The organism is Paramicrobacterium fandaimingii (assembly GCF_011751745.2).
GTDB lineage: Bacteria > Actinomycetota > Actinomycetes > Actinomycetales > Microbacteriaceae > Paramicrobacterium > Paramicrobacterium fandaimingii.
In genome coordinates this window covers 270,279-291,582 of sequence record NZ_CP061170.1, presented here as the reverse complement: position 1 = coordinate 291,582, position 21,304 = coordinate 270,279, and the positions used below count along the sequence as shown (strand labels likewise).

The 21,304-nt window shown below is 63.5% G+C and carries 20 protein-coding genes and 1 pseudogene; 6 read left to right on the top strand and 15 right to left on the bottom strand.

The annotated features are described in order from the left end of the window. Window positions 1-46 precede the first annotated feature (46 nt). A complete protein-coding gene (locus HCR84_RS01440) occupies window positions 47-1,432 on the bottom strand; it encodes a glycine--tRNA ligase (protein ID WP_166982770.1) in 1,386 nt (461 codons plus the stop codon). A 110-nt stretch (window positions 1,433-1,542) separates the two neighbouring features. Here HCR84_RS01440 and HCR84_RS01435 point away from each other — a divergent pair, with 110 nt between their 5' ends. Beyond that, window positions 1,543-1,971: an NUDIX hydrolase gene (locus tag HCR84_RS01435; RefSeq protein WP_235940889.1), complete on the top strand. Its 429-nt coding sequence runs from the start codon at window positions 1,543-1,545 to the stop codon at window positions 1,969-1,971. On the opposite strand, the gene HCR84_RS01430 is transcribed toward HCR84_RS01435, so the two are convergent. Continuing rightward, window positions 1,961-2,566 (bottom strand): TetR/AcrR family transcriptional regulator, encoded by a 606-nt coding sequence (locus HCR84_RS01430; RefSeq protein ID WP_166982775.1) that lies wholly within the window; start codon window positions 2,564-2,566, stop codon window positions 1,961-1,963. The genes HCR84_RS01435 and HCR84_RS01430 overlap by 11 nt on opposite strands. Before the next feature lie 37 nt (window positions 2,567-2,603). Here HCR84_RS01430 and HCR84_RS01425 point away from each other — a divergent pair, with 37 nt between their 5' ends. Together HCR84_RS01425 and HCR84_RS01420 are read left to right on the top strand one after the other, a co-directional pair. Continuing rightward, window positions 2,604-2,918, top strand: a complete 315-nt coding sequence (locus HCR84_RS01425) for a hypothetical protein (RefSeq protein ID WP_166982156.1) — start codon at window positions 2,604-2,606, stop codon at window positions 2,916-2,918. After that, entirely contained in the window at window positions 2,915-3,154 is a 240-nt protein-coding gene (locus HCR84_RS01420; RefSeq protein WP_166982777.1) for a hypothetical protein, read from the top strand. Before HCR84_RS01425 ends, HCR84_RS01420 begins: the two co-directional genes overlap by 4 nt. Before the next feature lie 35 nt (window positions 3,155-3,189). Here the strand turns inward: HCR84_RS01420 and HCR84_RS01415 are convergent, their stop codons facing one another. From HCR84_RS01415 to HCR84_RS01385, 7 genes are all read right to left on the bottom strand, one after another. Then, a complete protein-coding gene (locus tag HCR84_RS01415) occupies window positions 3,190-5,409 on the bottom strand; it encodes an NADP-dependent isocitrate dehydrogenase (protein WP_166982779.1) in 2,220 nt (739 codons plus the stop codon). Between the two features lie 103 nt (window positions 5,410-5,512). Continuing rightward, on the bottom strand, window positions 5,513-6,478 hold the full coding sequence (locus HCR84_RS01410; protein WP_166982781.1) for a hydroxyacid dehydrogenase: 966 nt from the start codon (window positions 6,476-6,478) through the stop codon (window positions 5,513-5,515). After that, a complete protein-coding gene (locus HCR84_RS01405) occupies window positions 6,475-7,152 on the bottom strand; it encodes a ferredoxin-NADPH reductase (protein WP_166982783.1) in 678 nt (225 codons plus the stop codon). The genes HCR84_RS01410 and HCR84_RS01405 overlap by 4 nt, the downstream gene beginning before the upstream one ends. Window positions 7,153-7,156: 4 nt before the next feature. Continuing rightward, window positions 7,157-8,065 carry a carbohydrate ABC transporter permease gene (locus HCR84_RS01400; protein ID WP_235940888.1) on the bottom strand — a complete coding sequence of 303 codons (909 nt, stop codon included), beginning with the start codon at window positions 8,063-8,065 and terminating at the stop codon, window positions 7,157-7,159. 2 nt (window positions 8,066-8,067) lie between these two features. Then, window positions 8,068-9,000 (bottom strand): carbohydrate ABC transporter permease, encoded by a 933-nt coding sequence (locus tag HCR84_RS01395; RefSeq protein ID WP_166982785.1) that lies wholly within the window; start codon window positions 8,998-9,000, stop codon window positions 8,068-8,070. Window positions 9,001-9,068: 68 nt separating this feature from the next. Next, entirely contained in the window at window positions 9,069-10,355 is a 1,287-nt protein-coding gene (locus tag HCR84_RS01390; protein ID WP_166982787.1) for an ABC transporter substrate-binding protein, read from the bottom strand. Window positions 10,356-10,398: 43 nt separating this feature from the next. Next, window positions 10,399-12,333 carry a DUF2264 domain-containing protein gene (locus HCR84_RS01385; protein ID WP_166982789.1) on the bottom strand — a complete coding sequence of 645 codons (1,935 nt, stop codon included), beginning with the start codon at window positions 12,331-12,333 and terminating at the stop codon, window positions 10,399-10,401. Window positions 12,334-12,411: 78 nt separating this feature from the next. On the opposite strand from HCR84_RS01385, the gene HCR84_RS01380 reads away from it, so the two are divergent. The 3 genes and pseudogenes from HCR84_RS01380 to HCR84_RS17855 all read left to right on the top strand — a co-directional run. Then, window positions 12,412-14,391, top strand: coding sequence for a heparinase II/III domain-containing protein (locus tag HCR84_RS01380; protein WP_166982791.1), 1,980 nt, complete (start codon window positions 12,412-12,414; stop codon window positions 14,389-14,391). Continuing rightward, window positions 14,388-15,476 (top strand): substrate-binding domain-containing protein, encoded by a 1,089-nt coding sequence (locus HCR84_RS01375; protein WP_166982792.1) that lies wholly within the window; start codon window positions 14,388-14,390, stop codon window positions 15,474-15,476. The genes HCR84_RS01380 and HCR84_RS01375 overlap by 4 nt, the downstream gene beginning before the upstream one ends. A gap of 377 nt (window positions 15,477-15,853) precedes the next feature. Beyond that, window positions 15,854-16,021, top strand: a pseudogene (locus HCR84_RS17855) (DapH/DapD/GlmU-related protein); the annotation flags it as partial. 1,127 nt (window positions 16,022-17,148) lie between these two features. On the opposite strand, the gene HCR84_RS01365 reads toward HCR84_RS17855, so the two are convergent. The 6 genes from HCR84_RS01365 to HCR84_RS01340 form a co-directional block, all read right to left on the bottom strand. Beyond that, a complete protein-coding gene (locus tag HCR84_RS01365) occupies window positions 17,149-18,699 on the bottom strand; it encodes an HNH endonuclease signature motif containing protein (RefSeq protein WP_166982796.1) in 1,551 nt (516 codons plus the stop codon). A gap of 61 nt (window positions 18,700-18,760) precedes the next feature. After that, on the bottom strand, window positions 18,761-19,486 hold the full coding sequence (locus HCR84_RS01360; RefSeq protein WP_166982798.1) for an HAD family hydrolase: 726 nt from the start codon (window positions 19,484-19,486) through the stop codon (window positions 18,761-18,763). A gap of 9 nt (window positions 19,487-19,495) precedes the next feature. Further along, window positions 19,496-20,152 (bottom strand): cation efflux transmembrane domain-containing protein, encoded by a 657-nt coding sequence (locus HCR84_RS01355; protein ID WP_166983257.1) that lies wholly within the window; start codon window positions 20,150-20,152, stop codon window positions 19,496-19,498. A gap of 2 nt (window positions 20,153-20,154) precedes the next feature. Further along, a complete protein-coding gene (locus HCR84_RS01350) occupies window positions 20,155-20,490 on the bottom strand; it encodes an ArsR/SmtB family transcription factor (RefSeq protein WP_166982800.1) in 336 nt (111 codons plus the stop codon). 79 nt (window positions 20,491-20,569) lie between these two features. Beyond that, window positions 20,570-20,962, bottom strand: a complete 393-nt coding sequence (locus HCR84_RS01345) for a type II toxin-antitoxin system VapC family toxin (protein WP_166982802.1) — start codon at window positions 20,960-20,962, stop codon at window positions 20,570-20,572. Next, window positions 20,959-21,228: a type II toxin-antitoxin system VapB family antitoxin gene (locus HCR84_RS01340; RefSeq protein ID WP_166982804.1), complete on the bottom strand. Its 270-nt coding sequence runs from the start codon at window positions 21,226-21,228 to the stop codon at window positions 20,959-20,961. Before HCR84_RS01340 ends, HCR84_RS01345 begins: the two co-directional genes overlap by 4 nt. Window positions 21,229-21,304: the final 76 nt, after the last annotated feature.

Here is a 21,304-nt window from a genome sequence, read left to right as displayed (position 1 = left end):
GGCCGCGTGTGCGTCAACAGGGAGAACTACCCATGTCGAACTGTGACTACGCGCCTTTCAGCCGTTCTGCGAGGTACCCATACAGACGATCAAGCGAAACACGCTCCTGCTGCATCGTGTCGCGGTCTCGCACCGTCACTGCTTTGTCATCGAGCGAGTCGAAGTCGACGGTGATGCAGAACGGCGTTCCGATCTCGTCTTGCCTGCGGTACCGGCGACCGATCGCGCCCGCGTCATCGAAGTCGACGTTCCACTGCTGACGCAGCGAATCGCCCACCTCACGGGCCAGCGGAGAGAGCTTCTCGTTGCGGCTGAGCGGCAGAACAGCAGCCTTCACAGGCGCGAGGCGCGGGTCGAGCTTAAGCACCGTGCGCTTGTCGACGCCGCCCTTCGTGTTGGGAGCCTCGTCTTCGGTGTAAGCATCGACGAGAAACGCCATCATCGACCGGGTGAGGCCGAACGACGGCTCGATCACGTAGGGGATGAACCGCTCACCTGATGCCTGGTTGAAGTAGCTGAGCTCTGTGCCCGACGCTTCGGAATGCGCCTTCAGGTCGAAGTCAGTGCGGTTGGCAACACCCATGAGCTCGCCCCACTCGTTGCCCGTGAAGCCAAAGCGGTATTCGAAGTCGATCGTGCCCGCCGAGTAGTGGGCGCGCTCGTCTTCGGGCACGTCGAACTGGCGCATGTTCTCTGGGTCGATTCCGAGGTCGATGAACCAGTTCCAGCACGTATCGATCCACGTCTGGTACCAGTCACCCGCGTCTTCCGGTGCCGTGAAGAACTCGATCTCCATCTGCTCAAATTCGCGCGTGCGAAAAATGAAGTTGCCCGGGGTGATCTCGTTGCGGAACGCCTTGCCGATCTGCCCGATTCCGAATGGCGGCTTCTTGCGCGCCGCCGTGATCACGTTGTTGAAGTTGACGAAGATGCCCTGCGCCGTCTCCGGACGCAGGTAGGTGAGGCCGGCTTCAGAATCGACGGGCCCGAGAAAGGTCTTGACGAGCCCAGAGAACATCTGCGGCTCGGTCCAGCGACCCTTTGTGCCGCAGTCGGGGCAGGGAATCTCGCTCATCCCGTCTTTGGGAGCACGGCCCTTCTTCTCTTCGAACGTCTCGATGAGGTGGTCTTGGCGGTGGCGCTTGTGGCACTGCTGACATTCGACGAGCGGATCGGTGAACGTCTCAACGTGACCGGAGGCCTCCCACACCGCCTTCGGCAGAATCACCGATGAGTCGAGGCCGACCATGTCTTGGCGGCCGCGAACGAAGTACTGCCACCACTGGCGCTTGATGTTCTCTTTCAGTTCAACGCCGAGGGGCCCATAGTCCCAGGCAGATCGTGATCCGCCGTAGATCTCACCCGCTTGAAAAACAAACCCGCGATGGCGGGCGAGGGCGATGACGGCGTCGAGTCTGCTGGAAGCGGCCACGATGGCTCCTGAATGGGTTGTAAATCGAGAACTGCCGGATTGCGCGGCAGATGCCAGTCTATCGATTGGCACGTGGGTGTTCACATCAGGGCCTGGTGCAGACTGGACGAGTGAGTCTCGACGCCGCATCCCCTCAAACACATCCAGACATCGTCGTTGCCGCCGTCGCGATCATTCGCGACCGCCACGTGCTCATGGTGACGGCGCGTGGACGCGACGTCGTGTTCATGCCGGGAGGAAAGGTCGACGACGGCGAATCGCTTGTCGAGGCTGCCCAGCGCGAGTCCCGTGAAGAGATCTCCGTCGGCCTTCTGCCGCACACCGTTCGCGAAGCGTTCACAGTCGTGACACAGGCTCACGGTGAGCCCGAGGGCCGGATGGTTCGCATGACGATGTTCACGGGGATTCCGGATGCTGAGCCTCAGCCAGCCGCGGAGGTCAGCGCCCTGCACTGGATCAGCTCCGCGGAGCTGCACCGCTGCCCACCGGCCGGCGCGGAGGTGGTGCGTCGCCTCGCGGCATCCGGGCTCATCGACTGAGAGAGTCCAGGTGAGTTTCGAGCACTCGACGACTCACGTCGCCGGTGTCCGGCACCAGAACGCCATGGAGAACCAGTCCGTCAACGAGCGCGTGCAGCCGGGCAACCTCGACATCGGCGTCGATCCCCGCGCGAAGGCGCCCCGACTGCACACCGGCAGTGATGATGCGCGTGACGAGCGCGCGAAGGCCGTCGTGAAGCATGCCGATCGGATGCGCGAACTCGGTGGAGAGGCGAGCGGCCACCGCGAATTCCAGCCACACCGCGGCTTCGACCTCGCGCACTCCATCGAGCGGCAGAACTTCGCAGAGCATGTCGACGGCAGACAGACGGCGTGCGGCTGCCGACCCCGCTGCGGTGAGTACGACGAGATGCGACTCGAGTCGCGCCGTCGTTCGATCGACGAGAGCCTCCGCGGCAAACGTCAGAAGCTCGCTGTGCCCGACGAAGTAGTGGCGCACCGAGCCCACGGCGAGACCCGACTCCGCGGCGATCGTGGAGAGCGTCGCTGCGCGGAGGCCTTCGCGGGCAATGACCGCGAGCACAGCATCGGCGATGGCTTCACGCCGGGCCTCGGCATCCACGATCTTGGGCATGTATCTTTTTTAGCACACCCATGCTATTTTATTTAGCATGATGCTGCCAGCAAACGATCACCACACGATCGAGACGATCATGAACATTCTGCTTATCCGCTTCGGAATCATCGCCGCTGTCGTTGTTGTGATCGCGATCGCGCTGTTTGCGCTCGCCCTGTGGCTGCGCAGACGTGGCATGCTGAGCAATGCTTCCCGCCGTGTCGCCCCGCTGGCACGCAAGGCCGCCGAGTATCGCTCGCGCAGCAGAAGCGGCCGCAGCGACCTCGTGTCGTCGGGGCTCGCGACGCTGGCGACCGCACTTGAGAGCACGAACACGCGGCACACCGACGACAAGAACGGCTCCCGATGATCGTTCACGCCGACCTGCTCGAGCATTTTTTCATCGACATGCTGATCAAGTCGACGATCATCGGCGTCGGAGTCATCGTCGTCGCCATCGCCATTGTCGTTCTCTGGCGCATACTGGGCCGACCTAGGCCCCCGCAGCAGCATCACCCAGACGACGAGCGACGCACCCTCCACGCTCCGCGCCACACTTCGAGCGCTGCGCCACGAAAAACCTGTGGCGGTGACCCGAACACATAGCGCGGGAGCGGGGGCCGCGAGAAGCCTCGACGGCGTCAGTCGTGCAGGGTGTTCAGGATGCTGTTGAGTGTCGCAGACGGGCGCATCACGGCATCCGCTTTGGCCTCATCTGGCCGGTAATAGCCTCCGAGCTCGACGGGTGAGCCCTGCACCTCGAGAAGCTCCTTCTCGATCTGGTCGGACTGCACCTCGAACTTCTCGGCGATCGGCTTCAGCGCGGCCGCGAGCGGGGCGTCGTCACTCTGCTCCGCGAGCTCCTCGGCCCAGTAGCGCGCGAGCCAGTAGTGGCTTCCACGGTTGTCACGCTCGCCTGCCTTGCGCGAGGGCGACTTGTTCTCGTCAAGGAACGTTGCTGTCGCGGCATCCAGAGTCTCGCCAAGCACCGCGGCACGCTTGTTGTCTTCGACGCGCGCCAGGTGCCGGAACGACTCGGCGAGCGCCATGAACTCGCCGAGGGAGTCCCACCGCAGGTGATTCTGCTCGACAAGCTGCTGCACGTGCTTCGGGGCAGAGCCGCCTGCGCCAGTTTCAAACAGCCCGCCGCCCGCGAGAAGCGGAACGACAGAGAGCATCTTGGCGCTCGTGCCGAGCTCGAGAATCGGAAACAGGTCGGTGTTGTAGTCGCGCAGCACGTTGCCCGTCACCGAGATGGTGTCGAGGCCTTCGCGGATGCGGTCGATGGAGACCTTCGTCGCATCGACGGGGCTCAGAATGCGAATGTCGAGCCCGTCGGTGTCGTGCTTCGGCAGCTCGTCGTTCACCGTGGCGATGAGCTCAGCGTCGTGCGCGCGGGCCTCGTCGAGCCAGAAGACGGCAGGAGTGTTCGACAGGCGGGCCCGCTCGACGGCGAGGCGCACCCAGTCGCGCACCGGAATGTCTTTCGTCTGGCAAGCGCGCCAGATGTCGCCCGGCTCGACGTCGTGCTGAATGAGCACGTCGCCTGCCTTGTTGACAACCTCAACGGAGCCGGCGGCGGCAATCACGAACGTCTTGTCGTGGCTGCCGTACTCCTCGGCCTTCTGCGCCATCAGCCCGACGTTCGGCACGGAGCCCATCGTCGTGGGGTCGAAGGCGCCGTTCACCTTGCAGTCGTCAACGACTGCCTTGTACACACCGGCGTATGAGCTGTCGGGGATCACGGCGAGCGTCTCAGCCGCATTGCCCTCGGCATCCCACATGATGCCACCGCCGCGAATCATCGCCGGCATCGAGGCATCAACGATCACGTCAGAGGGTACGTGCAGGTTGGTGATTCCCTTGTCGGAGTCGACCATGGCGATCTGAGGCGCGGCCTCGAAGCCCGCGATGACTGCCGCGCGAACGCCGTCGGCAACATCTGCCGGCAGAGTGTCGAGGCCCGAGAGGATGCTGCCGAGTCCGTTGTCTGGCGTCAGTCCGGCCGCAGCGAGCTGCTCACCGTAGGTCGAGAAGACCTCGGGAAGAACGGCGCGCACGACGTGGCCGAAGATGATCGGGTCAGAGACCTTCATCATCGTCGCCTTCAGATGCGCGGAGAACAGCACGCCCTCGTGCTTTGCCCGAGCCACCTGATCGGCGAGGAAAGCATCAAGGGCCTTCGCGCTCATGAACGTTCCATCGACGATCTCGCCCGCCAGCACGGGCAGGCTGTCTTTCAGCACGGTGACGCCCTCGTTCGTGACGAGGCGAATCTGCAGAACGTCGTCTGCGGGCAGCGTGACGGACTTCTCGTTGTGAAAGAAATCGCCTGCGCTCATCGTGGCGACGTCTGTCTTGCTGTCTGACTTCCATGCACCCATGGAGTGCGGGTGCTTGCGTGCGTACTCTTTGACCGAGCGGGGTGCACGGCGGTCGGAGTTGCCCTCGCGCAGCACAGGGTTGACGGCGCTGCCCTTCACTGTGTCGTAGCGTGCGCGCGCGTCGCGCTCGTCGTCGGTTGACGGTTCGTCTGGAAAGTCCGGAAGCGCAAAGCCCTGCGCCTGAAGCTCGGCGACGACCGCCTTCAGCTGTGGAACGGATGCCGAGATGTTCGGCAGCTTGATGATGTTCGCTTCGGGGGTCTGCGCGAGCGCACCGAGCTCGGCGAGGGCATCTGCCTCGCGCTGCTCCTCGGGCAGAAGGTCGGAGAACGCAGCGATGATGCGCCCCGCGAGCGAGATGTCGCGGGTCTCAACCTCAACGCCTGCCTTGCTCGCGAACGCCTGCACGACGGGCAGGAAGGAATGTGTCGCGAGCATGGGAGCTTCGTCGGTGTGCGTGTAGATGATGGTCGCCATAGATGTACGCTTCCTCAATCTCTGGGATGACAGTTCCGCTGCGGGGTCTGCGCGGGCACCACTACAAAGTTACCTGACGTTCACGGCTCGTGATGCGTCGGCGTCAGGCGGCCGTTCCGAGGCTGCTCAACGCGACCGGGTGCGCGAGATACTCCCCCGCGGCGAAACGCCTCAGCTCGGCAAGCTGCACGTCGATCATCCTGTCGACCTCGCTTCCGACCGAGCCCGCGATGTGCGGAGTCAAGACGACGTTGGGATGCTCGTAGAACGGATGCTCCGAGGCGAGAACCCACGGGGTCGTCACGTCAAGCACGACGTGCAGATCGCCGCGCAAAACGCGGTCGACGAGAGCATCCTGATCGATGACCGACCCACGAGCCGTGTTGATAAGCGTTGCGCCTGGCGCCATCGCGTCGATGAGAGGGCGCGAGATCATTCCCTCGGTCGATGGAAGCGCCGGGGCATGCACGGAGACGACGTCGCACGTTGCGCAGAGCGCCTCGAGGCTCGAGGGCGCCGCACCGAGCGCGCGGATCTGGGCATCCGTCAGCGTCGGATCGTAGAGCACGACATCGAGGTCGAAGGGGGCGAGAAGCGCAACGACGCGACGGCCGATGCGCGACGCCCCGACGATGCCGACGCGTCGGCGGTAGTTGCCGATGGTGCCCAGCTCCGCTTGATCGATGAATGTGCGTTCGGTCCGGTATCGACGGGCGATGGGCAGAATGCGCTTGTTCGCCATCAGAATCATGGCGAGCGTGTATTCGGCGACGGGCAGCGCATTGGCATCAACGGCGGACGACACAGCGATTCCCCGTCTCCACACTTCCGGTGCCAAGAGATCTTTCACAGTGCCGCCCACGTGCAGAATGCAGCTCAGCTCGGGCGCACGATCGAGCACCGCCGCGTCAATGCGCTGCGTGCCCCACCCCGTGACCATGACCTGCGCCTCGGCGACATCGGTCACGACGTTGCCGACCTCGGCGAGCGAGCGAGCGAGGTACTGTTCAGAAGACGCTGTCAGGGTGCCGGGAAGCACAGCGTTGATCACGCGAAGCCGCCCGCTCATGCGGCGGCACCCTGTGATGCGGGAGCCGTCACCTGCTGCAGGGCAAAGCGCGACCCTGCCCACACGATGTACAGGCACGCTGCAGACGTGATGCCGATGCCGAGCGCGGGCGCCGCCACGACGATTGCCGCCTGAAAGCCGATCACGGCGAGGGATGCCACCGAGAGGTACCAACGCCGAACGCTCACCACCGCGGCGACGCGCACAACGTCGCGCAGACGAGCATCCGGTGTCTCACTGATCGCCACGAGCGACACAGCACCCGTGGCGAGGGCGACAACGGCAACGACAGCGAGCACGGGGGCGACGAGCATTCCAAACTCGGTAGGCGCGAGCATCATCACGTCGACAACCGCGACAACCACGGCAGCTGCCACGAGAAACCCGACGGCGAGCGCCGGTTTCCATGTTGCCCGCAGAGCGTCGATGAAGGGCTTCACCACTCGGTTCTCGCCTGCCTTGTGCTGGCGAAACACAGAGAAGGATGCCGCGAGGCCCGGCGCGCACGCGGCACCCGTCACCGCGAGCAGCGGCCACGAGAGCGACGGGTCGGTCGTCATAAGCAGCGTGAGAAACGGCACGCACGCGACGATGAGCAGAACATTGACGCCCATCGCAAGAAACGCGGTACCGAAGACCGTCGCATAGAAACCGTGTGGAATCCGTTTCAGCATCCGTTCAGCCCTTCAATCCACTTGTCGCCACGCCTTCAACGAAGTAGCGCTGGCCGAGAAGGAAGACGATCGCGATGGGAACAACCGAGATCACAAGCCCGGCGAACAGCACGCCGTAGTCAACGTCGTAGAGGCTCGACACAAAGTTGTTGAGTCCCAACTGCATGGTCCAGAGACTCGGGTCCCGCAGATAGATGAGTGGTCCGAGAAAGTCGTTCCAGGTGTTCACGAAGGTGAGCAGAGACAACGTCGCGATCGCGGGAACCGAGAGCGGCAGCATGATGCGCGCCCAGATGCCGTACTCGCTGAGGCCGTCAAGCCGCGCGGCCTCGCTCAGCTCTTCGGGGACACTCTCGTAGAACTGCTTCATGAGGAAGACGCCGAAGGCACCGAACGCCTGCAGCAGCAGAATGGACCAGAGTGTGTTCGCGAGGCCCGCGTTCGACAGCATGATGAACTGCGGAATCATGTACGACTGCCACGGCACCGCGATTGTCGCGATGTAGAGCAGAAACAGAGCGTCGCGGCCGGGGAACCTGATGCGCGAGAACCCGTAGGCGGCGAACGAGCCGGTGGTCACCTGAAGCAGCGTCACGCCGACCGAGAGAATGAGCGTGTTCTTAATCCACGTGAGAATTCCCGATTCCTGCCAGATCTCCACGTAGTTCTGCCAGACGAACACGTCGGGCCACCAGCGGACAGGAACAGAGAACACCGAGTTTGCATCCTTCAGCGAGCTCATCACCATCCAGAAGAACGGAATGAGCATGGCGACGGCCGCGGCAATCAGCATGACGTACAAGACGGCTCGGCCGATCCGGTGACGGGGCGTCCGCGATGGCGCGAGGGGACGCTTGCGTGCCCGAATCTCGTCAGCGCCGGGGGGAGTGATCAGTGCTTTCGTCTCGCTCACGGTCAGTTCTCCTTCCGCTTGTTCCAGAGGAACTGAATGATTGTGACGACGAGACACAAAGCGAAAAGCACAACGGATGCCGCCGAGGCGTACCCGAACTGGTTCTCCTCAAAGCCCTTCGTCCAGATGAATTGCGCAATCACCGTCGTCGACTGCCCGGGCCCGCCGTCAGTGAGCACGATGATGAGGTCGAGAATCTTGAGCGACTCGATGGTGAGCATGACGGTGACGAAGAACATCGTGGGGCGCAAAGCCGGAAGTGTCACATTGAAAAAGCGTTGAACGACGTTCGCGCCGTCTACGCGCGCAGCCTCGTGCAGCTCACGAGGCACCGTCTGCAAGCCGGCGAGGAAGAGCACCATGTAGTAGCCCATGCGTCGCCACGTCTCAACGACGACAACGGCGGGCATCGACCAGTCTGAGCTCGTCAGCCAGCCAGGAGGGTTCTGGATGCCGAGAAAGCCGAGCACCTGGTTGATTGGGCCGTACTCGGGGCTGAAGAGCAGGTTCCAGACAAGCGCGATCGCGACGATGGACGTGATGTAGGGGAAGAAGGCGGCTGTGCGAAAGAACGCGACGCCGCGCAGCTTTGAATTCAACAGCAGTGCAAGGCCGAGTGAGACGACGATGGTCAGCGGAATGTGAAGCACCGCGAAGTACAGCGTGTTCAGAAACGCCGTGTGAAAGCTCTTGTCGCCCGCGAGCTTGATGAAGTTGTCGAACCCGAGAAACTGCGATGAGCCGAAGATATTCCAGTCGGTCAGCGACATGTAGAACACGGTGATGACGGGAATGAGCGTCAGCAACACGAACCCAATGAAGTTCGGCAAGATGAAGCTCCACCCGAGCAGGGTATTGCGCAGCCGCAGACGCGACCGCCGTCGTCGGGGTGGGGCGGAGGCGGCTGATGCCGACCGCTCGGCTGTTGAAGTCATGTGAGCTCCCGGGTGAAGTGTTGTGCCGGCCGGAGAGGTTCGCCTCTCCGGCCGGTGGCCGAGCAGTGTCAGCCGATCTCGTTGGCGAAGCGGTCTTCAGCGTCGGTGATGGCGCTGTCGATGTCTTGCGACCCCGAGAGCACTGCCGTGTGCAGATCATTCAGAATGTTCTGAATTGTCGCGGTATCCGGACTCGTCGGGTTCTCTGGCAGTGTCTCGTGCGTCGAGAACGCGAACTTCGACAGGTCATCCTGCGGGGTTCCCTCAACGGCGAAGTACGCCTCGGTGACAGCATCCGTCAGCAGCGCCGGCGTAATGCCGATGCCGGCGAGCGCCGTCGCGGCATCCTCGCTCGCTGCATACTCGAGGAACTGCTTGGCCAGCTCTGCCTTCTCGTCGCTCACATTTGCGTTGATTCCGAACCCTGTGGGGTCGCCGAATGTGACGGGTGTGGCATCGGTTCCCGTTGTCGAGGAATCTGCCTGAGGAATCGGCGCGATTCCCCACTCGAAGTCGTCTGCCTCACCCGATGCCTGCTGCGCAACGAGCGTTGCCGTGAACCAGGTACCCATGGGCATGAGCGCCGCGCTCTGCTTGCCGAACTCGCCCTGGTAGGTGAGCTTGTTCGCCGTGACGGTGTTGAACGGAACCTGGTCGCCGTTCGACTGCAGGTCGAGCACCCGCTGGTAGTACTCCTTGAGGTAGCCGAAGTCGCCATCCAGGATGCTGCTGCCCGTCTGTGCAGTGGCGAAACCCTGAACCGTTGACTGCCAGCTGTGCTGATAAATCGGCGTGGCGTCCACACCGGCATCCGCGAAGCCTGCCTTCAGAGCATCGGCGGCGGCGACGTAGTCATCCCACGTCCACGAGCCATCTGGCTCATCGACGCCCGCCTGCTCGAACAGTGCCTTGTTGTAATAGAGCACCCAGGAATCTTGGCGATACGGCGTCGCATAGGCTGTGCCGTCAATAATGTACGAGTCGGCTCCGCTGATGCCGTCTGGCAGTTTCACGTCAGAGACATCGAGCAGCTGACCGCCCTCTTGGAACGTCGTGAGGTACTTGACCTCCTTCTGCGTAATGACGTCTGGCCCCTTGCCCGCGGCGAGGTCTGCCGTCAAGAGCGTGTTGTAGTCGTCGGGGTTATATTCGACGAGGTCGACGGTCACGCCGTCGTGCTGAGCTTCAAACCCATCGGCGAGAAGCTGAAACTCGGGTGTCGAGCTGAGACTCCAGCCCGAGACCGTGAGCGTATCTTCGTCGCCGCCCGACGCTGTGCCACTGTTGCCCGAGCACCCGGTGAGTGCGAGGGCCGCGACGGCGACGCCGGCTATGGCAAGTGTTGTGCGTTTCATGCGTGCTGCTCCTTTGCTGCAGGAAAGGTGATTCCGGGGCGGATCACCGAGGTGTCCCGTAATGAAGGGACTGGTTGGGGTCGGACAGAATGGGGCCGGATGCTGCGCTCGGCAGCCGAAGAACCGTCGACGTGTTGTCGGGCCACGAGATGCTCGCGAGGTCGGCATCGATCGTGATGCTCGCGTCGCCTGTGTCTGTTGTGCCCGCCAGGGCGAGCAGGGCAGCCTGCCACGATCCGGTGGCGAGAGGCGTTGTGAGCGTTGGCACCGTCGTCACAGCGGTAAGAGGGCTCGCGTCGGTTTGGGTGATCGCAGAGGCATCAGCATCCCTCCCGAGCGAGTGGATGCTGCTGACGAGGGTTCCGTCCGCGGGCACGGGCCAGCCGCCCCACCGCAGAGACCAGGAGTCGGCGGCGGCGATGTCGTCGACACGCGCAAGGCGAACTTCCCACGCGCCGCGCAAAACCGAAACGGCAGTGATGGTCGCAATGCTCGTCGCCTCGCCCGTCATTCCCGAGCCGTGCCCCTGCTGGTGAGCGTCGAAGCTCATGAGGTGAGCGCGCCACCGCGATGCCGCGGCGACGGCGATCGTTGCGTCGTCTGTGTGCACCTCGAGTGATTCGAGTGCCGAACGATGTGTAGCTCGCCCGTCGGAGTCGACGAGAGAGAGGGATTGCTCGAGCGGTTGCTCCCACGCTCGGTCATCGAGAAGCGAGCTCGTTGCCGTCGAATAGCCGAGCCGCGTATACAGAGGCGAGCCCCCAACGAGCGCGTCGTCATCGTCGCGCGACGTGCCGTGGTTAGCAACGCGCACGATGCCGTCGTCTGCCGTTCCCGATACCGCCCACTGTGGAGCGCTGATGAAGCGGGTGAAGTCTCGCTCCTCGGCCGGCAGAGGCTCGGCCGGGGACTGCCACACCGGGTGGTCTGCGGGAAGCGAGATTCCCAAGAGCCCCTTTGCCGCCCAGTAGGGCGATCCTGGGCCCGAGTAGCTCTGCGCGAGCTGGCGCCATTCGTTGTGCCAGCCCATCGTCAGCACGCCCTCGCTGTTCGGTGCTCCCCTGTCGTCGAAGTGACGCACGATCTTCTCTGCTGCATGCCGCAGGGCACCTGGCGATGTGGAAGGCACTTCTGCGATGACGCCCGCCCAGAACGGCGCGGCCGCGGCGAAGCGGTAGATCAGGCTTCGACCCTGAATCAGCGGAGAACCGTCAGCGCCGACGAGGTGCCGAGCATCCTGGATGTACTCGTCGAGCGCGCGCACGTCAGTCGCCGCCTCGACACCACCGATCTCCGACGCGCCAGCCATCCGCGCCCACAGCACCGGATACAGGTGCATTGCCCAGCCGGCGTAATGGTCGAAGGCACGACCGTCGCCGTCAGAGAACCAGCCTCCCTGCCGTCGGTATGAGTCATGACGGGCGAGGTCGTCGTCGACGTCGCGCTGCGACCATGGGCCGCCGACGGAGCGCAAGAACGTCTGCACAACGATGCGAAACCACAGCCAGTTGTTGCGCGGGTACGTATCGTCGCCGACAACGGGGGCCAGGTAGTCGATGACGCGCTGCTGAGTGACCGCATCAAGCGTGTTCCACAGCCAGGGCCGCGTGAGGTCGAGAACAAGTGCGAGCGACGCCGCCTCGACCTTTGCCTGAGGATGCTCGTCGAGGCGAACCCAGCGATCGGATGCCTCCGGGTCAACGCCCGTCGCGATTCCCCGTGCACAGAATTCGATCAGGTCGTCGACGCCGACGCCTCGAGCACCGGCAATGCGAAATCCCGCGATCAGGAATGTGCGGGCAAAGCCTTCGAGCCCATCGACGGCGCGGCCGTAACCGCCCTCGGGCCCGGGGAACGTCACACGCGCGCAGCCCGGCGACGCATAACGACGAACGGGAGCCAGCAGCCGATCGGCGAACGACACCCAGTCGTCGCGCGTCCACTCGCCACTGCTTCGTGGCGTCCCATCGTTGGTCACAAATTCTCCTGTGAATAGTGGTTGCTTTTCCAAACACAGGCGACATTAGCAATCAGATGCACAGGTTTCAATACTTTTATGATCACTGTGTTCGGTTATGATCGTTTCATTGCGAGAATCACACTGACGACAGGAGCAATGATGCTGCGCCGAACGGATCCAGGCCCTCTGCTGAGCCACGTTGTTTCTCAGCTGGGGTGCACCGCCAGCACACTGTCGACCGCACTGCAAACCCACCTGCTGCCTCCTGAAGCGTCATTGCCCGCGCCACCCGCGCACGACCGTGATGCCTGGCAGAGCGCCAGTGCACCGGAGCTGATTCGGCATGCGCTTGCCGACAAGGGCACGCCCTGGCCTCAACCGCTTGCGCACGACGCCGCGCGAGTCTTCAGCGATGGAGACCGCAATACGTGGGAGCAGAATGCGTTCGCGCGCGTGCAGCGCAGCAGCCGTTCAGTCATCGCGGCCGCCCTCACGGGCGACGAGATCTGGCGTGCTGAGATTCTCGACGGCGTGATCTTGCTGTGCGAGCAGAGCAGCTGGTGCTGGCCCGCCCACGACGAGGCACACGCAAAGCGTGGGTGGGTGCTTCCGGATGTCGCGGCGCCGGTGCTCGACCTCGGGGCCGGAGAGATCGCTGCGCATCTCGCGTGGCTTGATCACCTTCTCGGTGCAGAGCTCGAAGCGACGTATCCGGGTGTGCAATCGCGCATTCGCCACGAGGTGCGCTCGCGGGTGCTCGACCCCTTCGTCACCCGTGACGATTGGTGGTGGATGGGCGACGAACGCACGACGATCAATTGGACGCCGTGGATTCTCGGCAACGTTCTGACGGCCGCGCTTCGCCTTCTCGATTCTCCGGACGATGCGGCACTGCGCGCACAGATCGTCTGCCGCGTCATCGTCGGCCTCGACCGCTACGTCGCCGATCTGCCCGACGATGGGGCCGTCGACGAGGGCTACCAGTACTGGTGGGCCGGTGCGGCTCGCCTGCTCGAGGCCCTGGATCTGCTGGGGTTCGCCACGCACGATGCGATCGACCCGCTGGGCGATATCTCCACCCTGCGCGAAACCATCGCGTTTCCCTATCGAATGCACCTCGGTGACCACTGGTTCGTGTCTGTCTCCGACGCCCGCGCGCGGGCGCTGGAGCCGCAGCCATGGCATGTGCTCGCACGCGCAGGCCGCAGAGTCGGCGACAGTCATGCACTCGACTTTGCCCGCTCCCAGCATCCTGTTCTCGACGCAAGCGAGACGATGGGCCTCGGTCGCCTTGCCCTCGCTCTGACAGACGAGCACGCAGACCACAGCGGCCGGGCACCGCTGCCCGAGCGCGTATGGCTGCCGTCGACGCAGCTTCTCATCGTGAGAGAGGCGGCGGGCGAGCGGCACGGGCTTGCCGTCGCCGCGAAGGGTGGCCACAATGACGAGAGCCATAATCACAATGACGTCGGGTCGGTGATCGTCACAAGCGACGGGGTGCCCGTCATCGTCGATGCGGGGCGTCCGACATACACAGCGCAGACGTTCAGCGATGATCGATACGCCCTGTGGATGATGCAGAGCGCCTGGCACAACGTCCCGGTGATTGCCGGGCACACGCAGCCGACGGGCTCCGACTTCGCCGCGCACGCGGTGTCTGCTGAGAATGACGCGCTTTCGCTCGACCTCGCATCTGCCTATGGGCTGGGCGGCCGTGTGAGATGGAATCGGACGACGCGGCTTGACCGATCCGCGCTCTGCGTGACCGTGCACGACAGCTGGACGTGGCTCGATGACACCCTCCGCCACGCCGGTTCGAGTCAGGTTCGCGTGCTGCTTGCCGGTCGAGTCGCCCTCGCCCCCGGCGCGGCACACGTCGTTCCGCTCGGCGGCGCAACGCCTGTCGACGTCACCTGGAACTCGTCTGCACCGGCAGCGTTGACGACACAGCACCTCGACGATCCGCTGCTGACGGACGTCTGGGGCGAGACGCTCACGCGACTCGACATCGATGTGTCTGCGCTGTCAGAGCTGATCGTGACAATACGGCAAGATTGCTCAGGAGGAGAACGATGAATGAGCCACATGCGCCTCTCGCCGCATCCAGGCGAAAGGCAATTCTGCGTGCCCTCGCGAACGCCGGCTCCGTGCGCATCACTGCGCTCACCGCCGAGCTCGGGGTCACTGCCGTCACCCTTCGCAGAGACCTCAAGCTCATGGAAGAAGAGGGCCTACTGCTTCGCGTTCACGGCGGCGCCGTACCGCCAGAGGGGGGCGTCGTCGCTGACTCCGGGGAGCGACGAACAACGATTCACTCTGTCGGAGTGCTTGTGCCCTCGCTCAGCTACTACTGGCCCGGAGTCGTTCGGGGAATCGAGAAGCGGGCGAACGACAACGGAGCGCGGGTTCTGCTGCGTGGAACGTCATATGAGCTTCAAGACGAGCGCCCGGTTCTGCAGCGCATGGTTGAACGCGAAGGTGCAGATGCGTTCATCGTCGCGCCGAACACCGACACGCCGCACGCGGGGGATGTCGTTGAGTGGCTGCACAACACCGGACTGCCGTTCGTGCTTGCCGAGCGCGATGCAACGATGCCGGGGGACAGCGCGCCAGCCGAGTCTGTGACGACGGATCACGCTTTGGGCGCGGCAATGGCCGCGCACCACCTGGCGGAGCTTGGTCATCGGCATCTCAGCCTCATCACGACGCAGGACTCTCCGACATCGCGCAAGGTGATCAGCGGGTGGCGGCCCGGGTGCGCGTCGGCGAACGTGACGGCGACGGAGCACGTCGTTGCCGACCACCGGAGCCCCGAATTCGGCGAATCGGCGGCGCACATCCTTGATCAGCTCAAAGATGAGGGCGTGACTGCCGTGCTCATTCACCCGGATGCTGTGGCTCTCGCCATCGTGGATCTCGCCCTTGCCCGCGGTCTGTCGGTTCCGGGAGACCTCTCGGTGATCGCGTACGACGACGAGATTGCTCGGCTCGGAAGCCCTGCGCTCACAGCGGTGCATCCGCCTCGTTTTGAGCTCGGCCGCACCGCCTACGATCTGCTGCTTGGCCGCCTTGCCGACCCAGACAGGGCTGCGCATCGAGTGCTTCTCAGCCCTTCCCTCAACCTGCGGGCGTCGACGGCAGCGCCGGGACGAGCGTCGTGATCAGCCGCTTCGAGCACTCCCCGTGGTCATTCTGGGCCGAGGGATCCGCAGACGAGCATCGGGCACAGCGCGAGCACGTCGCGCAGCTCACGAGCGCCCACCCAACCTGGCGCATCGGCGCCGAGTGCTTCGTCTCGGAACTTGCCTCCGTGAATGCAGACGAGCTCGCTCTCGGAGACCGCAGCTACATCGCGGCATCCGCCTATCTCACCGATCGAATCGTGATCGGCGCCGACTGCTCCGTCAACCCATTCTGCGTCGTGCGCGGCACCGTCTCGATGGGTGACGCGGTTCGCATCGGAGCGCACACGTCGATTCTCGGGTTCAACCATTCGATGGAACCGGGCACCGACGTCTTTCGGCAGCCACTTGTCTCGGCCGGCATCAGCATCGGCAGGGACGTCTGGATCGGCTCCCACGTTGTCATTCTCGATGGCGTCACCGTCGGCGACAATGCAGTCATCGGCGCGGGAGCCGTCGTGACGAAAGACGTTGCGGCCGGTGCCATCGTGGTCGGCAATCCGGCCCGCCGCGTGCGCTGGCGCATTCCACCGACGACAGCGCACGAGACTCCTCCTCCGCTCGCTGACTCGCTCGCCGTCGAGGCAGCGGCTTTCGCCGACCGCGCCCGTTCCCAGGTGCACGACGTGCTCGGGCGGTCGTGGGATGCCGCTCGGCAGCTTTTCGCGGATCGGCCTGGAGAGCCCGCGAGCGTGCGCGCCCAGTGCGACGCGATCGAACTGTCGATGCTGCTCACGGGCGAGCCACCGCAGCAGACCTCCGCACACCAGCAGCAGGAACTGCTGCGCAGTTGGCAAGACCCTCAGACCGGCCTCATTGCGCCAATCGACGCCACGGGCAACCAGCTGAATCCCGCACCGTTCGAGAACGACGCCGCCTACCACGTCGAGTGCGTCGGCTACGCGCTCGACCTTCTCGGTTCTGCGTTTCCCCACCCGCTGACCCCCGTGACGCGGGGCTCCGCAGAAGAGCTCACACGCCGCCTGAACGATCTGCCGTGGCAGCACAACGCGTGGGGCGCTGGGCACATCGTCGATGCCATCGGCACGGCAGTCCACTGGAGTCGACAGCGCGGCGATGTCGTGCCTGAGGGGTATGTCGAGGCCCTGTTCGGGTGGCTCACCACCCGCGCGGACTCGCGCACGGGCATGTGGGGCGAGCCGACTCTCGCTGAGGGGCTGCTTCAGCCGGTGAATGGCTTCTACCGGGCTACGCGCGGAACGTTCGCTCAGTTCGGCGTGCCGATCCAGCATCCGGATGCCGTGATCGACACCGTTCTCCGGCACGCGCGCGACACGCGGTTCTTCAGTTCTGACGCCCAGAACGCGTGCAATGTTCTCGACGTGGCGCATCCACTGTGGCTCACGAGGAAAACGGGATATCGGTCAGAAGAAGTGCGGGAGCTCGCCACCCGGTTGCTCCGCGACGCACTGGGGCGGTGGACTGACGGTTCAGGGATCGGCTTCCGTGCCGCACCGGGTGCGAGCAATGGACAGCCCGACGAGAACCCAGGCCTGCAGGGGACGGAGATGTGGCTTTCGACAATCTGGTACCTCGGTGACCTGATCGACGTATCCCCCGCGCTCGGCTATCGGCCACGGGGCATCCACCGCCCGGAACCCGCGGCGCAACTTTCACCGCGTGCAGGTGCCTACTCTCGGCGAACGACGTAGCGCGACCCCGACGGGGAGATCCATTCAAGAGCCCCATCTGAGAGACGAGAAACCTGCCAGTTCGTCGCGTGCTTCAACACGTGGTGTCGACGGCAGAGGGAGTTGAGGTTGGCTGGTGTTGACTTTCCGCCATCATCCCACGCGACAATATGGTCGATATCGCAACGCCAGGCCGGCGCATCGCAATTGACGAAACCACAGGTCGCGTCTCGAAGGCGAATATCTCGCTTCAGCTGTTCGCTCAGTCGATATTTGTCGGGATCAACGATGCGCTGAGCACCGGTAATCGGGTCGGTGAGCACTCGAGTGAAGCTTGTCGCCGAGCCGATGATGTTGGCGGCAGTTTCGGGATCGATGGGACCGTAACCGGCAAGATCAGCCGGCTCGCTGCTCTGCCCCAGAAGGCTCAGGATGGGAACGGTGACGACAACGCCGGGGCGCAGGGCGGCAAGCTGTGCCCGCGTCAGGGTTACGGTATCAGTGCCAGAATCACGAGCTACGCCGGTACCAACATCGCCCTCAGTGCTTTCATCGCAGCCAGTGCCTTCATCGCCGTCAGTGACAGCCTCGAAATCTGCGCCTGTCTCAGTACTCGCGCCCATCTCAGCGCCTGTGCTGGATCCGCCCGATTCTTCTTCCGCTGTTGTGGCGGCTGTCGCACTGGCCGAGGCTCGGTGGCCGGCCAGCCCCGCGGCGACGGTCTCGACGACGGAATCTGCCTCAATCTGCTGCAGAGTGCGGCCGTCGCCCGCCTTCCTCACACGCAGAGCGTGTGCGCGCGCTTCGCTCTTGATGGAGAGCGCAACATCGGCAGAATGATAGACGTTCATCCACGCCATGCCGTCTTCATCGGGAACCACTTCAACGTGGCGGTCTTCAAAGGCTGTGGTTTTGCGCTTTTGGATCGATTCGGGATGCAGCTTCTCGCGAAGCTTGCGAGCAGACTGCTTGAATCGAGTCGGTGACTGGGTGCGCGCCATGCCCACGATCTGCTCGTCGAATTCTGCACGCGCCTTCGGCGGAACCGACCACGCCTGCTGCGCCGCAGTACGCGCGTGCAAGTAGGAGGTGAACCCGAGCCGCAAGGCGTCCATCGTCTGCGGAAGGTCGTTCACGAGCGTCTCTGCCTCGTGCACCATCGCCTCGGCAGCACGATCGGTGATTCCCATGCGAGCAGCTGCCTCAGAGATGAAGGAACGCTCCATCGCCTCATCATCGGAAATGCGGGCTGAGGGAGTACTCGAGGTGCTGTGCGCCACAATCGCGTCGCGCGACCTTCTGTAGTTGTCGTGCGCGCGCTGCAGGCTGTCGATGACATTTGCCTGAGCACGCTGTGCCGATTCATAGGCAAGACCCAGCTCGTCGAAGTCGGCGCCGAGCATGTCTTCGTACCCCGCGACCGGAGATTCGCACTCATCGTCGAGCTCGACCATATCGCGGATCATCCAGTACCGATCGGCGAGCCGGGCGTTCTCGTCGCTCATGGGCAACGGCCGCCCGAGCATCGAGCACAACTCCCGCGAATTCATGTCTCAAGACTACCGTAAATAGAACATATTTACTAGTGTTTGCGGGAATAGATTCGAATCTCTATTCTCGTACGGGGTGCGTACTTGCCGCGATCACGTGTGCCGCTTCAAGTGTTGTAAGCCCGGCCGCATCCGCGTAAATCCCGTCTGCCAATAGCGCCCGGATCCCCAACCGTTCCGCGCCCTCCACATCGGCGATCGGATTGTCCCCGACCATCCACACGTCGTCCGCGGGAGAAACATCGGCACGGGACATCGCGCTTTCAAAGATGAGTGGATGTGGCTTCTCAGCTCCGATCTTCGCGCTCGTGACGGTGAAATCGATGAGGCAGGAAAGCCCGAGCGAGTCAACGAGCCGTGGGAGTTCTGGACCGTGGTTACTGACGATCACATTGCGATACCCGGCAGCACGGGTCATTGTGAGTGCATCGATGGCACCTTCGATCAGTTCCCACGCATTGACCCGGTAGAACTCTGCTCCCACTCGGTTGGATGCTTCCTTGGCCAGTTCCTCATGAACGCCGGCAGCTGTGAACGCTCTGACGAATGTCGGCCGTAAACATCGCCACCACTCGTCAGCACTCAAAGGACCGACGGCCGTCTCAGGCGTGTGCCATGGGAATCCCATCGCCAACCCCGCGCGAAGCCGGGAGTTGTCGACGCTGGCAGCGGGATCGACCGATGCGAGCGCATCAATCAGCGCACTCGCCCATAGCCCGTCCCGTTGCGCTAGCGTGCCATCGAAATCCCAGAAGACAACGGACGATTGCGTTGATGGCAATGACATGGCTTCACCCTATTGCTGGGCGTCAATGTGCCCGTCGTCGAGGACCATGCCAACGGATGTGGCACAAGTGTCGCCCTTCCACGCCTCGATTCCCTCACGGAACGCGAAGACGGCAATGACGAGGCCAGCAACAGCGTCGACCCACGTCCAACCGAACAGGCTGTTGAGCACGAGCCCCGCGAGAACCGCCGCCGACAGGTACGCGCAGATGAGCGTCTGCTTCGAGTCGGCAACTGCTGTCGCAGATCCGAGCTCTCGGCCCGCACGGCGTTCTGCATACGACAGGAACGGCATGACAATGACACTCACGGCCGTGAGTACGATGCCGACCGTGCTGTGCTCGACCTCCACGCGTCCGACGAGCGCGAGAACAGACGTAGCAGTCACGTAGACAGCGAGCGCAAAGAATGCGACAGCGATGACCCGAAGCGTTGGCTTCTCCCAGCGCTCCGGTTCGCGACGGGTGAACTGCCACGCAACGGCTCCGGCCGAAAGCACCTCGATAGAGGAGTCGAGCCCGAACCCGACAAGCGCTGCTGACGATGCCACAGCACCCGCAGAGATCGCGACAATGGCTTCGACGACGTTGTAGACGATCGTCGCCGCGACGATGAGCTTTATTCGACGATGAAGCACGTGCCGCCGGGATTTTGGTGCAGTCGACATGCTCATGAGCACGCGCATCCGTCTCCGTCGCAACAGTCCGGCTCGATGTACAGCACAACCTGCAGAAGCTCGTTGAGTGCCGGGGCGAGGTGTGGGTCGGCGAGACGATACCAGGCCCGGCGACCATCGGGAATCGACTCGACAAGGCCGCAGCCGCGCAGGCACGCTAGCTGATTCGACATGACTTGGCGCGAGACACCCAGCGCGTCGGCCAGGTCCGACGGGTACGCAGGTGACTCACGAAGCGCAAGGAGGATGCCGGTACGAGTCGTGTCGGACAGCGCGTGCCCCAAACGGGCAAGCGCTGCGGTGTGAGTGAGTGTCGCCGTCGTCGCCATACGCAAAACAATACAGCATTTCCTGAATTAAGCCGAGCCTGTATCGTTGGCTAACCGGCTCACCCGAGGGAGCTATGCATCAGATCCGCCGGGCGAAACGCACATCAGTTTCAGAGAAGTCCGCTCCCGTGAAAAGAAGAGCCTCGCCCGTGGTAACCGCCAACGCGTACGCGAAGCAGTCTCCGTAGTTCAGCCGAGCGGGATACCCAGATCCCCGTCCATATCGGCGGTAGGCATCACGAGCCACACGTCCCTGTTCCGCAGTAACGGGCTCAATCGTGGTCTCGGTGAGCATCAGCAACTCGTCAAGCTCGCGCTGCGTGTCGATTGACCTATTGTCAACGACGATGCCGGCCTCCACCCAGTTAGCGACAGACATGCGGCATGCCTCAGCGAGCATGAGCTCAGCACACTCGCGGGCCTCTGGCTCACCCTGAATCACGGCGAGCAACGCCGAGCTGTCGACGATCACCGCGGCAGCCCTGTGGTCGCGTCGTAGAGCTCGTCGACGCTCGAGACGCCACGCACAGAGCGGCGCTCCTCCCGTCGAAAGCGATCGCCCATCATGAGCATCCGTTCTAACCGATTTATTCGCTCAAAGCTTGTCGCGTCAACACCGTGCTCGCGCAGGAGCAACTCAAGCGCCTGCTCGATGGCGCTCGTCTGCGATCCACCGGTCATCCGTGCGGCCTCTCTGGCAAGCGCATGCACTCGCTCGTTCTTAATGTTTAACGCCATGGTTCCATGGTACCTCCGATCAACGGTAGAGTCTACCATCGGCACATAAACGAGCACGCAACCAGACTCTCGCGCG